The 14,387-nt window shown below is 41.0% G+C and carries 15 protein-coding genes, 12 tRNA genes and 1 rRNA gene; 1 reads left to right on the top strand and 27 read right to left on the bottom strand.

What is annotated here, in order from left to right:
- Nucleotides 1-157: 157 nt before the first annotated feature.
- The 14 genes from IE339_RS01295 to IE339_RS01230 all read right to left on the bottom strand — a co-directional run bounded on the left by IE339_RS01295 (nt 158) and on the right by IE339_RS01230 (nt 3,585).
- Nucleotides 158-1,709: ribosomal RNA gene (locus tag IE339_RS01295) — 16S ribosomal RNA — on the bottom strand.
- An 87-nt stretch (nt 1,710-1,796) separates the two neighbouring features.
- Nucleotides 1,797-1,870 (bottom strand) — tRNA-Gly (locus IE339_RS01290).
- A gap of 13 nt (nt 1,871-1,883) precedes the next feature.
- A tRNA-Pro gene (locus IE339_RS01285) sits at nt 1,884-1,960 on the bottom strand.
- A gap of 38 nt (nt 1,961-1,998) precedes the next feature.
- A tRNA-Arg gene (locus tag IE339_RS01280) sits at nt 1,999-2,075 on the bottom strand.
- Nucleotides 2,076-2,183: 108 nt separating this feature from the next.
- Nucleotides 2,184-2,267, bottom strand: a tRNA-Leu gene (locus tag IE339_RS01275).
- A gap of 13 nt (nt 2,268-2,280) precedes the next feature.
- A tRNA-Leu gene (locus IE339_RS01270) sits at nt 2,281-2,363 on the bottom strand.
- Nucleotides 2,364-2,380: 17 nt separating this feature from the next.
- A tRNA-Lys gene (locus IE339_RS01265) sits at nt 2,381-2,453 on the bottom strand.
- 4 nt (nt 2,454-2,457) lie between these two features.
- A tRNA-Gln gene (locus IE339_RS01260) sits at nt 2,458-2,532 on the bottom strand.
- Between the two features lie 38 nt (nt 2,533-2,570).
- A tRNA-Asp gene (locus IE339_RS01255) sits at nt 2,571-2,646 on the bottom strand.
- Between the two features lie 9 nt (nt 2,647-2,655).
- Nucleotides 2,656-2,731 (bottom strand) — tRNA-Val (locus IE339_RS01250).
- Nucleotides 2,732-2,754: 23 nt separating this feature from the next.
- Nucleotides 2,755-2,829, bottom strand: a tRNA-Glu gene (locus tag IE339_RS01245).
- A gap of 10 nt (nt 2,830-2,839) precedes the next feature.
- Nucleotides 2,840-2,930: transfer RNA gene (locus IE339_RS01240), tRNA-Ser, on the bottom strand.
- 3 nt (nt 2,931-2,933) lie between these two features.
- Nucleotides 2,934-3,008 (bottom strand) — tRNA-Asn (locus IE339_RS01235).
- A gap of 124 nt (nt 3,009-3,132) precedes the next feature.
- Nucleotides 3,133-3,585 carry a SprT family protein gene (locus IE339_RS01230; RefSeq protein ID WP_242172889.1) on the bottom strand — a complete coding sequence of 151 codons (453 nt, stop codon included), beginning with the start codon at nt 3,583-3,585 and terminating at the stop codon, nt 3,133-3,135.
- A gap of 122 nt (nt 3,586-3,707) precedes the next feature.
- Here IE339_RS01230 and cmpA point away from each other — a divergent pair, with 122 nt between their 5' ends.
- Nucleotides 3,708-3,821, top strand: a complete 114-nt coding sequence (gene cmpA / locus IE339_RS01225; protein WP_157052811.1) for a cortex morphogenetic protein CmpA — start codon at nt 3,708-3,710, stop codon at nt 3,819-3,821.
- Between the two features lie 26 nt (nt 3,822-3,847).
- Here cmpA and IE339_RS01220 read toward each other — a convergent pair whose 3' ends face one another.
- From IE339_RS01220 to IE339_RS01160, 13 genes are all read right to left on the bottom strand, one after another.
- Nucleotides 3,848-6,013: a Tex family protein gene (locus tag IE339_RS01220; RefSeq protein WP_242172887.1), complete on the bottom strand. Its 2,166-nt coding sequence runs from the start codon at nt 6,011-6,013 to the stop codon at nt 3,848-3,850.
- 107 nt (nt 6,014-6,120) lie between these two features.
- Complete coding sequence (locus IE339_RS01215; protein WP_242176073.1) at nt 6,121-6,720, bottom strand: PP2C family serine/threonine-protein phosphatase; 600 nt, start codon at nt 6,718-6,720, stop codon at nt 6,121-6,123.
- Nucleotides 6,720-7,514, bottom strand: coding sequence for an RNA polymerase sigma factor SigB (sigB, locus tag IE339_RS01210; RefSeq protein ID WP_242172885.1), 795 nt, complete (start codon nt 7,512-7,514; stop codon nt 6,720-6,722). The genes IE339_RS01215 and sigB overlap by 1 nt, the downstream gene beginning before the upstream one ends.
- Entirely contained in the window at nt 7,480-7,965 is a 486-nt protein-coding gene (gene rsbW, locus IE339_RS01205; protein ID WP_053403422.1) for an anti-sigma B factor RsbW, read from the bottom strand. The genes sigB and rsbW overlap by 35 nt, the downstream gene beginning before the upstream one ends.
- Nucleotides 7,962-8,294, bottom strand: a complete 333-nt coding sequence (locus IE339_RS01200) for an STAS domain-containing protein (RefSeq protein ID WP_242172883.1) — start codon at nt 8,292-8,294, stop codon at nt 7,962-7,964. The genes rsbW and IE339_RS01200 overlap by 4 nt, the downstream gene beginning before the upstream one ends.
- Nucleotides 8,295-8,352: 58 nt before the next feature.
- Nucleotides 8,353-9,363, bottom strand: a complete 1,011-nt coding sequence (locus tag IE339_RS01195) for a PP2C family protein-serine/threonine phosphatase (RefSeq protein WP_242172880.1) — start codon at nt 9,361-9,363, stop codon at nt 8,353-8,355.
- Nucleotides 9,364-9,376: 13 nt separating this feature from the next.
- Nucleotides 9,377-9,778: an anti-sigma regulatory factor gene (locus IE339_RS01190; RefSeq protein WP_242172878.1), complete on the bottom strand. Its 402-nt coding sequence runs from the start codon at nt 9,776-9,778 to the stop codon at nt 9,377-9,379.
- A gap of 3 nt (nt 9,779-9,781) precedes the next feature.
- Nucleotides 9,782-10,138, bottom strand: coding sequence for an STAS domain-containing protein (locus IE339_RS01185; protein ID WP_053403426.1), 357 nt, complete (start codon nt 10,136-10,138; stop codon nt 9,782-9,784).
- Nucleotides 10,135-10,968, bottom strand: coding sequence for an STAS domain-containing protein (locus IE339_RS01180; protein ID WP_242172876.1), 834 nt, complete (start codon nt 10,966-10,968; stop codon nt 10,135-10,137). Before IE339_RS01180 ends, IE339_RS01185 begins: the two co-directional genes overlap by 4 nt.
- 236 nt (nt 10,969-11,204) lie before the next feature.
- Nucleotides 11,205-11,555 carry a type II toxin-antitoxin system PemK/MazF family toxin gene (locus tag IE339_RS01175; protein ID WP_053403428.1) on the bottom strand — a complete coding sequence of 117 codons (351 nt, stop codon included), beginning with the start codon at nt 11,553-11,555 and terminating at the stop codon, nt 11,205-11,207.
- A gap of 5 nt (nt 11,556-11,560) precedes the next feature.
- Nucleotides 11,561-11,842 carry a CopG family ribbon-helix-helix protein gene (locus IE339_RS01170; protein ID WP_053403467.1) on the bottom strand — a complete coding sequence of 94 codons (282 nt, stop codon included), beginning with the start codon at nt 11,840-11,842 and terminating at the stop codon, nt 11,561-11,563.
- 189 nt (nt 11,843-12,031) lie between these two features.
- Nucleotides 12,032-13,198 carry an alanine racemase gene (gene alr, locus IE339_RS01165; RefSeq protein ID WP_242172874.1) on the bottom strand — a complete coding sequence of 389 codons (1,167 nt, stop codon included), beginning with the start codon at nt 13,196-13,198 and terminating at the stop codon, nt 12,032-12,034.
- 118 nt (nt 13,199-13,316) lie between these two features.
- Nucleotides 13,317-14,321, bottom strand: a complete 1,005-nt coding sequence (locus IE339_RS01160) for a LolA family protein (RefSeq protein ID WP_242172872.1) — start codon at nt 14,319-14,321, stop codon at nt 13,317-13,319.
- Nucleotides 14,322-14,387: the final 66 nt, after the last annotated feature.

Below are 14,387 nucleotides of genomic sequence, written 5' to 3'. Positions count from 1 at the left end.
AACATTCTTGCTATCTAGTTTTCAAAGAACAACTGCCTCATGATCACGACGTGATCAAAAGACTTCTTATTGAAAGTTCATAATGAACCTTCAAAACTGAACAAAACGACGTCACGTTGTTTGTTGCTGAACACGTGGTTCAAGCAATTTTCCTTAGAAAGGAGGTGATCCAGCCGCACCTTCCGATACGGCTACCTTGTTACGACTTCACCCCAATCATCTGTCCCACCTTAGGCGGCTGGCTCCTTACGGTTACCCCACCGACTTCGGGTGTTACAAACTCTCGTGGTGTGACGGGCGGTGTGTACAAGGCCCGGGAACGTATTCACCGCGGCATGCTGATCCGCGATTACTAGCGATTCCAGCTTCATGTAGGCGAGTTGCAGCCTACAATCCGAACTGAGAATGATTTTATGAGATTAGCTTCACCTCGCGGCTTCGCAACCCTTTGTATCATCCATTGTAGCACGTGTGTAGCCCAGGTCATAAGGGGCATGATGATTTGACGTCATCCCCACCTTCCTCCGGTTTGTCACCGGCAGTCACCTTAGAGTGCCCAACTTAATGCTGGCAACTAAGATCAAGGGTTGCGCTCGTTGCGGGACTTAACCCAACATCTCACGACACGAGCTGACGACAACCATGCACCACCTGTCACTTTGTCCCCCGAAGGGGAAAGCTCTATCTCTAGAGTGGTCAAAGGATGTCAAGACCTGGTAAGGTTCTTCGCGTTGCTTCGAATTAAACCACATGCTCCACCGCTTGTGCGGGCCCCCGTCAATTCCTTTGAGTTTCAGCCTTGCGGCCGTACTCCCCAGGCGGAGTGCTTAATGCGTTAGCTGCAGCACTAAAGGGCGGAAACCCTCTAACACTTAGCACTCATCGTTTACGGCGTGGACTACCAGGGTATCTAATCCTGTTTGCTCCCCACGCTTTCGCGCCTCAGCGTCAGTTACAGACCAGAAAGCCGCCTTCGCCACTGGTGTTCCTCCACATCTCTACGCATTTCACCGCTACACGTGGAATTCCGCTTTCCTCTTCTGCACTCAAGTTCCCCAGTTTCCAATGACCCTCCACGGTTGAGCCGTGGGCTTTCACATCAGACTTAAGGAACCGCCTGCGCGCGCTTTACGCCCAATAATTCCGGACAACGCTTGCCACCTACGTATTACCGCGGCTGCTGGCACGTAGTTAGCCGTGGCTTTCTGGTTAGGTACCGTCAAGGTACGAGCAGTTACTCTCGTACTTGTTCTTCCCTAACAACAGAGTTTTACGATCCGAAAACCTTCATCACTCACGCGGCGTTGCTCCGTCAGACTTTCGTCCATTGCGGAAGATTCCCTACTGCTGCCTCCCGTAGGAGTCTGGGCCGTGTCTCAGTCCCAGTGTGGCCGATCACCCTCTCAGGTCGGCTACGCATCGTCGCCTTGGTGAGCCGTTACCTCACCAACTAGCTAATGCGCCGCGGGTCCATCTGTAAGTGACAGCCGAAACCGTCTTTTAACATCCGCTCATGCGAGCGAAAGTGTTATTCGGTATTAGCTCCGGTTTCCCGGAGTTATCCCCATCTTACAGGCAGGTTACCCACGTGTTACTCACCCGTCCGCCGCTAACTTGTTAGAAGCAAGCTTCTAACAAGTTCGCTCGACTTGCATGTATTAGGCACGCCGCCAGCGTTCGTCCTGAGCCAGGATCAAACTCTCCGAAGAAATGTTTGACTTGCTCATTTGTTGTCTTACTTTTAAAACGTTGACGTTTTGCTTGTTTTGTTCAGTTTTCAAGGTTCATATATCCATTGGAGCGGGTGATGGGAATCGAACCCACGACATCAGCTTGGAAGGCTGAGGTTTTACCATTAAACTACACCCGCATATTATTTTAAATGGTCGGGAAGACAGGATTCGAACCTGCGACCCCTTGGTCCCAAACCAAGTGCTCTACCAAGCTGAGCTACTTCCCGTCATACATCAAAACATATGACGTTTTTTAAAATTAATATGGCGCGCCCGAGAGGAGTCGAACCCCTAACCTTTTGATCCGTAGTCAAACGCTCTATCCAATTGAGCTACGGGCGCATGTTTTATTTTATTTTTCGTCGTCTTGTTTTGGCGACTTAATTATCTTATCATTTCTATCATTTCGTGTCAACACTTTTTTCTAAAAAACTTTTGAAGTTTTTTAAATGCGGCCGAGAGGACTTGAACCTCCACGGGTTATTCACCCACTAGGCCCTCAACCTAGCGCGTCTGCCATTCCGCCACGACCGCGAATAAAATGAGATGCGGGTGAAGGGACTTGAACCCCCACGTCGTAAAGACACTAGATCCTAAGTCTAGCGCGTCTGCCAATTCCGCCACACCCGCGTGTGAAATGAAAATGATGAGCCATGAAGGATTCGAACCTTCGACCCTCTGATTAAAAGTCAGATGCTCTACCAACTGAGCTAATGGCTCACAATGGCTGGGCTAGCTGGATTCGAACCAACGAATGACGGAGTCAAAGTCCGTTGCCTTACCGCTTGGCTATAGCCCAATAATATTTAAGATATCCTATCTAAGATAAAATATACATGGCGGTCCCGACCGGGATCGAACCGGCGATCTCCTGCGTGACAGGCAGGCATGTTAACCGCTACACCACGGGACCTAAAATAAATGGTGGAGGATGACGGGATCGAACCGCCGACCCCCTGCTTGTAAGGCAGGTGCTCTCCCAGCTGAGCTAATCCTCCGTAATGATTATGTATGAGATAAATGGTGACCCGTACGGGATTCGAACCCGTGTTACCGCCGTGAAAGGGCGGTGTCTTAACCGCTTGACCAACGGGCCATTTTGAAAATGGCGGAGAAGGAGGGATTTGAACCCTCGCGCCGCTTACGCGACCTACACCCTTAGCAGGGGCGCCTCTTCAGCCTCTTGAGTACTTCCCCGTATGGCTCCACAGGCAGGACTCGAACCTGCGACCGATCGGTTAACAGCCGATAGCTCTACCACTGAGCTACTGTGGAATAATATTCTTACTGAGACTTTTTTTATTTTATATCTTTCCAATATAATTGTCAAGATATTTTTCGAAAAGCATTTGTGCCATCAACGACGGCTTTATTAATTTATCATAAGTTGACTACCTAGTCAAGAATCTATTTTGATTAATTTTCCTCTGCATTTTCCACACACATATTTATCTGTATTAATTCTTCGTCTTCTCATATAGACTTGTTGACACACTGAACATCTATACTCATGAACTACTTGAACTGAATTGTTTGCTTTCACTGACCTGCAAAACCTTGGCGCTTTTACTCGCTTAAGCAGCTCCCTAAAGTCTTGATCTCTATGTTTATACCCCTTCCCTTCTATGTGAAGGTGATAATGACAAAGTTCATGTTTAATAATCCCTTCAACTTCACTGATTCCATACATTTGAAAGTGTTTCTCATTAATTTCAATGTTATGCGTTTGTAAATCATATCTTCCACCTGTTGTTTTCAATCGTTTATTAAAATAAGCACGATGTAAAAACGGTTTATGGAAATCTTTTATTGAAATTTCCTCTGTGAGTGATTGTAAATCTTTATTATCCAATCTTACTCGATCTCCTATCTAACATTAAATTTCCTTGTGAACGTGACTAGCTTTCTTCGCATAAAATTGATACTATCCCCTTCCCTCACTTTCATTAAAAGGTTTTCAGAGGAGGTCATTATATGCCGAACTGGTTAATGAATCAGCTGCAAAGAGCTTATTATCAAAAAGATCGTTACCAAATCAAGCTACTTAATCAATGCTGGTACTTTTATAGAAAGAAGCACCTTTCCTAAAAAAGTGCTTCTTTCTTTGTCATAATTTATTTTGGAGGAAGCATCGTTAATGCTACTCTTCCTTTTTTCACATCTACATCCTCGACCCATACTTGGACTAAATCTCCCACTGATACAATATCGAGAGGATGCTTCACAAAACGATTCGTCAATTTTGAAATATGAACAAGCCCGTCTTGCTTCACACCAACATCAACAAATACACCAAAGTCCACTACATTACGTACTGTTCCTTGTAATTCTAATCCGGTCGTTAAATCTTCTAGCTTCAGAATATCTTTTTTGAGAATAGGCTGCGGAAGCTCATCACGGGGATCTCGTGCTGGTTTCACTAAATCATTTAAAATATCCCGTAGCGTTAGCTCCCCTATGTTTAGTTCCTCAGATAATTCATCGACATTCACGGTATTCAGAGCTTGAGCAAGCTCTTCTTTTCCTAATGTTTCTTTACCTTTATCTAATTTCGTTAAAAGTTTATTCACGTCTGCATAGTTTTCAGGATGAATACCTGTACGATCTAGTGGCTCTTCCCCGTCTAACACACGCAAAAAGCCAATACACTGTTCATATGTTTTAGCCCCTAGACGTGGAATTGATTTTAACTCTTTACGACTTGAAAACTTTCCGTGCTCTTCACGATATTTGACTACATTTTGTGCCACTGTCTTGTTTAATCCTGCTACGTGTTGCAGAAGTGAGACAGAAGCTGTATTAACATTCACGCCGACTTGGTTTACAACCGTTTCGACAACAAATCCTAATGATTCGTTTAACTGTTTTTGTGATACGTCGTGCTGATACTGACCTACCCCAACGGATTTAGGGTCAATTTTTACTAGCTCAGCTAATGGGTCCTGGATACGTCTCGCAATCGATACTGCGCTGCGTTCCTCTACCTGTAGCTCAGGAAATTCCTCACGTGCTAGGTCAGATGCGGAGTACACGCTAGCCCCTGCTTCATTCGTAATTAAATAAAACACTTCTCGTTCAATCGTTTTTAACATATCGACGACAAATTGTTCTGTTTCTCTTGAAGCCGTTCCATTCCCAATGACCACCATTTCAATATGGTACTTCGTAATAATCGTGCGGAACTTTTCCTTTGCTTCTGGCAATTTATTTGGCGCCGTATGCGGATAAATGACATCAATGTGTAACATCTTACCCGTTTCATCAACTACAGCCAACTTACAGCCTGTACGATAGGCAGGATCAACGCCCAATACCATTTTTCCTTTTAAAGGTGGTTGCAGAAGTAAATTGCGCAGATTCTCTGAAAAGATATGAATCGCTCTCTCTTCTGCCTTCTCCGTTAGTTCCTTACGTATCTCTCGTTCAACTGAAGGATCGATTAAACGTTTGTAAGCATCCTCAATCGTTTTTTGAAGATACGGCGCTACTTCCGAGTTTTTATATTTGATTATTCGTTTTGACAGATAATCAACAATTTCTTCAACAGGTGCCTTTACAGAAACCTTTAGGACACCTTCTTTTTCTCCACGATTCATGGCTAAAATACGATGAGGAACGATTTTGCTAATAGGCTCTTCGTATGCATAGTACATTTCAAAGACATTTTTCTCATCCTTCTCCGCATCTTTTACAGAAGAGGAGATGATGCCTTTACGGAATGAGCGATCGCGAATCCACTGACGGTAGGAGGGCTCGTCCGCAATTTGTTCAGCTACTATATCTAATGCTCCTTCAATCGCATCGTCTTCTGTCGCTACTTCTTTATCAGCAGAAATGAATTGAGCGGCTTTTTTATGTATAGACTCTCTTGGGAAAGACATAATCCACTGTGCTAATGGCTCTAATCCTTTCTCCTTCGCAACAGTCGCTTTCGTGCGGCGCTTTTGCTTGTAAGGACGATACAAATCTTCTACTTGCTGAAGCTTTAACGCAGCTTGAATTTGCTTTTTTAATTCCGGTGTTAATTTACCTTGCTCCTCAATCAGACGCATTACTTCTTCTTTACGTACTTCTAGATTGTTTAAGTAATTCCAGCTTTCCGTAATATCTCGAATTTGAACTTCATCTAGAGCACCCGTTTGTTCCTTCCGATAACGAGCGATAAATGGAACCGTGTTTCCTTCCTCTGTGAGTTCAATGACATTTTTCACTTGATGCAATGGAATATTGATCGTACTCGATACGAGCTTTAGTAACTTTTCTTTATCTATTGAAGACATACTAATCTCTCCTAATCACTTGCATTTTCCCTTATTGTAACAAAAACTCATATGCAAACGCATATGAGTTCATAAAGGATTTTATATTTATTTGTGAAGATGAAGAATTAAGCAATTAATGAACCAAGAATATAGCTAACATCATCTTTCCCATCTTGAAGCATACTTTGAAGATGCTGAGAGATGCCTGCAATTAGATACGTTCTAGTAAAAAGAGATTTCACTTCTTTTAACTCTAAACCGTCTGTGTGCATTAGGAACCTAGAACCTTCTTCGTAGCGGAACCGCTGAACTTGAAACTTCTGTGCTCTCCCAGATAAAAAGCCTTTAACCGGAAGAGGATAAACCAAAGCTCCTTCTGGTGAATATAAGTAAAATTTGATATTACCTACATTGCTATACACAAATTGCTTTGTTTGTTTGTAAAATTTAAGAACAGCTACGACCGCTCCTCTAGTATTCAACACCGCTTGGTTACATTTATGCATTAACTCTTCTACATCATCGTCCGAATGGAGACGAGCAACATTGGTTACGGCTTGTGAGGCTTTCATTGCGTGCTCACCGCTTCCAAGTCCGTCTGCCATTACACAAAGCAAATAGTCATCCGTTTCCGTGACATAAAAACTATCTCCACAATGAATATTTCCTTTTTTGGCCGCTTGATACGTTTGAATTTCTACTCCTGACGACTTTGCCTGTGACATCACTTTGTGAACTCCATGCTTTCCGAATCTGTTCGAGCTGCGTTTCGGAGCTTTTCAAGTGCTCTCCTCTGTAGACGAGATACGTGCATCTGCGAAATTCCCAATTTATCTCCCGCCTCTTTTTGACTCAGGTTTTCAATAAACGTATATTGGATAATTTCTTTCTCCCGCTCATTTAGCACATGAAGGATCTTTTCTAGAACCATTCGCTGATTCGCTTTTTCGTATCCATCATCAGTGCGGCCAACTAAATCCAAGATGGTAACGGTGCTTCCATCTGAATCTGCCTCAATGGAGTGATCTACTGATAAGGCCTGATAACTTTGACCCATCTCCATTGTTTCTAATACTTCCTCTTCCGATACATCTAGGTGCATTGCAATTTCCTTCACTTTAGGTGATCGTTGCAAAGATGTTGTCAGCTCTTCAACTGCAGCCTTAATCTTTGGACCGAGCTCTTTGATTCGTCGAGGAACGTGAACGCTCCAAGTCTTGTCACGTAAAAAGCGCTTAATTTCACCAATAACGGTTGGAATGGCAAATGACTCAAAGTTTCGCTCAAATGATGGATCATAACGGCGGATAGCTCCTAATAAACCGAGCATCCCCACTTGAACAATATCTTCATGAAGGTCTCTTCCTTTTGAGTATCGTTTCGCCAAGGATTCCACAAGATTTCGATAGTTCAGAACGAGTAAATTTTGCGCCTCTTCATCTTGGGTCTTTTGGAAACGTTCGATGAGGTCTAAAACTTCTTCTTTATTTAGCTTCGAAGGTTGAGACTGGGTTTTCATCACTCTCCACCTGCTCTCTTTGCAAATACTTAGTCATAATGAGCGTAACACCATTATGATTAGACATTTTTACTTCATCCATTAATGTATTGATTAAATAAAGACCTAAACCACCTTCAGGAAGAAATTCAACTTCTTGTGACACTTCATATGGCCCAATTTCTTTCTTTAACTCTTCGTAGTCGAAACTTTCACCGCTGTCTACTACCATAATCTCTAGACGATCTTCAAACAGACCAAAGCCTACTCGGATATCTCCAGATTCAGCGTTTTTATACGCATGCTGAACAGCATTGGTACAGGCTTCACTGATCGCAATTTTCATGTCCTCAATCTCATCGTAGGAAAAATCCATACGATTAGCTACACCTGAAAGAGTTAAACGAACGATCGCTACATAATCAGGTTTTGCAGGTATCTTCATCTCTACAAAGTCATACGGTTGTTTCATTTTACGCCACCTTCTATTTGGGAATTTAGGTTTAAAATTTCCGTTAAGCCTGTGATGTCAAACAATCGTTTTAAACGGTCAGATACTCCCACAAATTGAAGCGACCCATCATTAGCCTTAACTGCTTTTAGCAATGCGATAAATACACCAAGTCCTGTGCTGTCCATATAGGAAACATTTGTGAAGTCTACTGTAATGTCTGGATTTTTATTTTCAGTGATACTCATAAAACGCTTTTTTAATTCTGGAGCTGTATATGCATCAATTTCACCTGCTAATGTTACGTCATACTCATTAGCATGTTCTTTAATATCAATAGTCAAGTTCATCTCTTATAATCCCCCTCGGATATTGTGCTACGACCTACTTACCCCATTTTTTTACTCTTTAAACTAAACGTTTTAAAACAATGAGTGTAAAGTCATCCCTTAATTGGAAGTTTTGCAGTCGTTCTAATTCTCTATAGATTGAATCAACGAGTTCTTGGGTTGGTAAATGCATATATTTACGAATAAGTTCAATAATGTCTTCACGTTCAATGAAGCCTTCCTCGTTACGGCACTCTGTCACTCCATCTGTAAGAAGAATGATCATGTCTCCTACATTCACTTCACGAATGTATTGCTGATACGTAATATTCCTTTCCACTCCGAGTACGAGTCCTTTCGCTTCTAAATCATGAAAAGTATCTTCCTTTTCATCGTAATAGAAGCCTGGCTCATGACCTGCAGAGGCAAACGTGAGAGTATTCGATTCAATGTTATAGTCCCCATAAAACATGGTAATAAACATGCTCGGGTCTACATTCTGCTCAACGACTGTATTAAGGTTTTGAAGCACATAGCTAGGGTTTTTTCTCGAGTCAGGCAAACTTTCCATTGCGTATTTAATCATTGACATACACATAGCTGCTGGAATTCCTTTACCGATCACATCAGCCAAAGCGATGTTCAAATGATTATTTTCATCTTTAACAAAGTGATAATAATCTCCGCTCATCTGTTTAGCTGGAACACTAACTGCACCGATTTCAATGGATGGAATCTCAGGAATTGTTGTACCAAGCAATGTTTGTTGCACGTTCGCTGCCACTTCAATTTCTGAGTGCAATTCACGCTGTTTATTTTTAAGCGTTTGATGTTCACGATGAGCTAGTCCATAACTAATCATAACTTCGAGTAAGAAATCAAGAGAGTGAAGAAGACGATCCGGAACGTCTGGATAGATATCCTCAATCACTTCTTTATGCATACTCACAATATCTTCAGGGGAAATCTCGTTCTCAAGTGATTTCCGACTAAGTTTTTGACCTTGATATAAAATTTGTTCGTTTGGGGTTTGAATGTAATTTGCTAGTATGTCCTTATATAGCTCTTTCATTTCTTCGTATGAACCCATTCTATTGTTCCTCCTAACGGAGCCACTTCACCGATTTAATATTCGTACCCTCTCCAATGGTAGATTGAATATCAAATTCATCCATAAGACGTCTTACTCCCGGAAGACCTGCTCCGAGTCCTCCAGATGTTGAATAACCGTCCTCCATCACTTTCCGAAGGTCTGTAATGCCGGGACCCTCATCAGTAGCAAGCACTAGTAGGCCCTTTTTGCCTCCATGGTTGAGCTTCTCAATACAAATTTGCCCTCTTCCAGCGTACAAGTAAATATTTCGGGCTAATTCAGAAATGGCTGTTGTAATACGGGCCTGGTCTACTGTACCGAATCCTAGCTCTTTGGACACGTTTCGTCCTAGTTGGCGTGCTGCTACGATGTCCCATTCTGTCACAATTTTTACGCAGGATTGGAATTCCATTTACTATTCCCCCAGTTCCGATTGGAGTTTTTCTAGACCTTTTTCCAAATCCAGCGCAGTGAGAACATCATTTAATCCAATTCCTAATTCAACAAGTGTGATGGCAACGGCAGGCTGTATCCCTGTTAGGACAACCTTAGCTCCCATTAAGTTAGACATGCTGACTACGTCACCTAATACTTTGGCAATAAATGAGTCAATCATATCAATAGACGTTAAATCAATAACTACACCTTTGGCGCCCGTCTGGTGAATTTTGCTGAGCAAATCCTCTTGGAATTGAATAGCGGTTTGATCATCTAACTCCCACTGAATAGACACTAATAGGTATTCATGGAGTTTTAAAATCGGGATTCTCACTGTAATTCCTCCACTTCAATAATTTGGCGATTCGTCATTTCAAGGGCTGTTTCAATCCCTTTTTTCAATGAATTTTTCGTAACAAGCTGATTCAAGCTAATACCTAAGTTCACGATTGTTTGCGCAATTTCTGGACGAATGCCTACAAGAAGACACTTCGTACCGACTAAACGAACGGCTTCAGATGCTTGAATAATGTGATGAGCAACCATTGTATCGACAACAGGGACACCTGTAATATCTATTAAAACTACCTCAGACCGATGTTTCACAACACCTTGCAAAAGGTTTTCCATGATTTGTTTTGCACGTTCTGTATCAATCGTACCGATTAACGGCATCACCGTAATTTTATCGAATACGGGAATTAACGGGGCTGATAATTCTTGAAGAGCCATTTTTTGAAGCCCAATAGTACTTTCTAATGATCGCGAGTAAATCTCGATAATCTCATGACTAACAGGGGTTAACCACTCATCAAATTCATAAAATAAATCTTTTTTCAAATAAGATGATTCATTATCTTGAGCGACATACTTATCAAAAATAATTCTCTCTAATTTATTTATACCACTTATTAAGTAAGTAAGAGGCCATCCTAAACGTACAATTCTATCGATGACATCTTCTAACTTGGATACAAAGCTCGCGTTCATTTGGAACGTATTAGATAAAATTAATTCAATAAATTCTGTACTTATATTATTGTAAACATTGTCTGCAATGACTTTATCAGCTCGATCTGATTGCACATCTTTCATTTCGTCAACCCACTGTTCAAAGATGGCAGCTCTATTATCCTGAATAAAGTCCGTTAATGATGAACCCATGTTTTCCTCCTTCGCCGATTAAACAATTAGGCTTAGCTGGAGTCACGATCGTAATATAAGCCTTCTATCTAATCGTATCTTTTCATTATCTCATATTCATTATCAAATATATAGACAAAGGCATTTACCAAAATTTCATATTTGTTCATAACTTCAATATAATGTTAATACTCTTTATCAGTCAAATTAAAAAAGTTGCCCTAATTGAGCAACTTTCCCATGTAATCATTATAATTCTAAAAATCAATAAGTCCCAAACTGACTTGCAACGCCTTATCAACGCGATCCATCATTTCCTCATCTAAATGAGTAATTTTATCGGTCAAGCGCTGTTTGTCAATTGTACGAATTTGTTCTAATAAAATCACTGAGTCTCTTTCAAAACCGTACCGTTTCGCATCAATTTCCACATGTGTAGGAAGTTTCGCCTTCTGGATCTGAGCAGTAATTGCAGCAACAATTACTGTAGGGCTAAACCGATTACCAATGTCATTTTGAATGATAAGTACTGGGCGTACGCCTCCTTGTTCAGAGCCGACTACAGGAGACAAATCAGCAAAATAGACGTCACCACGTTTGACTACCAATTCAATTATCCTCCGCTAACTAAGCGTTCTACAGTATGATCTGCTTCGTACTCAGCTAGGAAAGCTTCACATGCAATATTTAAATTAATTTTTGCCATTTCCATGTATCCACGCTTCATGGTTTCACGGATATGACGCTTCTTTCTCTCACGAAGGTACATTTTCGTTGCTTGATAAATAAAATCACTTCGGTTACCATTCTCTTGCTTTACAAGCACATCTAATTCAGATACTAAGCTTTGAGGTAAACGAACTAAAATTTCTGTAGTTGCACTAACTTCAGACACAAACATACACCTCCACCATCAATACACACACCATTATTTTATCTTTCTTCATCATACCATCGTTGCGGTCTGATGCAAAGTGAATTCTGCCAATTCTTCAACTATTATCGTCATTGAGTTGCTGTTTTTATGCATTTACGAGGAAAATTTTTCGTGAATTAAGTTTATATTCCTTTAATGGTTGCCTGGTTATTCAAGGTGACTGAGGCCATTGTAAACCTCGACTTGCTTACCATTTTGAATAAACACTTTTGGCATGCGATTGGTAATTACACATGGAATTTCATAGTTGATCGTATTTGAATGATCCGCTACTTGCTCCATTGTAATTTCCTCTTCCCCTTGCTTACCAATTAAAGTTACTTGTGTCCCAATCGGAAGCTCATAAGGAATTTTGATCATACATTGATCCATACACACTCTCCCTACAATTGGTGACTTCTGTCCATCTACAATAACGTAAAAGTTTTGCATGCGGCGCATCCATCCGTCGGCATAGCCGATTGGTAGTGTGGCAATCCATTCTTCCTGCTCTGACGTATAAGTAGCTCCGTAACTAACAGACGTACCTTTTTCAACTTTTTTGACGTGCACGATTTTCGTGTGTAGTGAATAGGCAGGTTTAAGTTGAACAGGAATGAGTGATTTCATCTCTGTAGACGGAGTTAGACCATACATGGAAATACCTAAGCGCACAGCATCAAATTCGTCATTCGGAAATCGTAAAAGAGAAGCACTGTTTGCGCAATGAACAAGTCCAGGTACAATTCCTTTTTCTTTTATATAGCGGATAAGTTTTTGAAAGCAATGATATTGTTGTTCATAATACCCTTGATCAAGCTCATCTGCTGTCGCAAAATGAGTAAACACACCGCTTAGTTTAAAACGTGAAGTTTCTTGAAGAATCGTGAAAAACTCCTCTATTTCCTCTTCTGTTCGTAATCCTAGTCTACCCATCCCCGTATCGAGCTTCAAATGAAATTGAACAGCTTCGGTTCCAGGAACCACTTTTTGTGCAGTACGTAACCACTCACTGCTATAAACAGTAAGAATAATATTATATTTGATCGCTAAGTAAACAAATTGAGGCGATACGGCACCTAAAATAATAATGGGTGCTTTAATGTCTCTCTTACGTAATGAAATGGCTTCATCAAGCGTTGCCACAGCAAGCATGGAAGCTCCTGCTTCTAAAGCTGTTCTCGCCACTTGAACATCTCCGTGTCCATACGCATTGGCTTTGACTACTGCGATTAATTGTTTTGTCGGAGGCAGTGTTTCTTTAATAGTAGAAACGTTACAAAAAATATTGTCTAAGTTAATTTCTGCCCAAGTTTCACGATAAAATGCATCCATAGTTACATCCACTTCCTTCTTTCCAAGCCACTATAAAGAATATGCTATTCTTTCAGTATAATACATACAAAGAAAAATAACAGGCTCGTTTAAAAAATGAGCCTGTTATTTTCGTCCTCTATTTAACCATCTGTCCTTGTACAGAGCGAGCGACATCTTGAAGCTCATCTTTCGATAAATCTTTTGAAGCAATCATGTAGTCTACACCTTCATAAGACCAGCTTAAGGAATGATCCGTCAGTGCTCCAACCGCAAAGCCTAGATCCACAGGTACTCCTGCTACAAACGTAGAGGCAGATACTTGTGCAACCTCTGCTCTCTCTTGAATAATGGTGAATTTTTTCTTTCCTCCATAAGACAGAATAACGCGATCGCCTTTGTCTGTTTTTAATTTTTTCTCATTTAACAGCGTGGCGCCAGACGTTTGCAGCGGATATTTGACTTCTAATGGTTTTTTCGACTGCTGAGCCATCGTTGGCACTTCCATTTTTGCCCCTGTCATATTACGTTTCGTGTCAAAAGCACCTTTATCAAATTTGGCGTCCATCACAACTTTCGAAAAAGTAACTTTGACTAAAACATTCGCATCCGTATCCATAATTTTGACCGACTTTGGTGTTAAATCCTTTTTGCTAATCGTAATCGTTTGTTTTGGAAGAACTGCGCTGTTTTGATAATTTGTCTTGGTTGTAAATACATAATTGTCTTTTGTTGATTTAAACTCCGCGTTTTTATCTTTTTTAATATCTTGTACTAATGATTCATATAGGTAAGCCTGACTGCTGTTTTGTGGCCAATCGCTTTGAAAACGGAAGCTTTTGTTTAACGCAGGTGTTAACACATATACTCCTTCATCATTGCGCAGAATCATTTGGTTTTGATCTTTCGTCGCATTTTGCAAATTCACTCTGTAATAAGAAGGTTTATTATGCCAAATCTCTACGCTGTATTCTTGTGTTCCTTTTCCTGTGCTCAGTGTCATTTTTGCATTTGCTTTGTACCCTGACATTTGCTCCACTTTTGCATCTAGGGAATCAACCACATCTTTTTTAGACTTTTCTCCACATCCTGCTAACGCAATAAGCAGAATAGCAAATACCAGACCGATAAATAACTTTCGCAATTTCTTCCACCCCTTTACCCCAATTCATTCACGTGTTAGTGAAGAGCATTCTTCCTATGCCTTGTC

The organism is Priestia koreensis (assembly GCF_022646885.1).
Classification (GTDB): Bacteria; Bacillota; Bacilli; order Bacillales; family Bacillaceae_H; genus Bacillus_AG; species Bacillus_AG koreensis_A.
The sequence above is the reverse complement of the archived record's forward strand: the minus strand, read 5'-3'. Positions and strand labels throughout refer to the sequence as shown.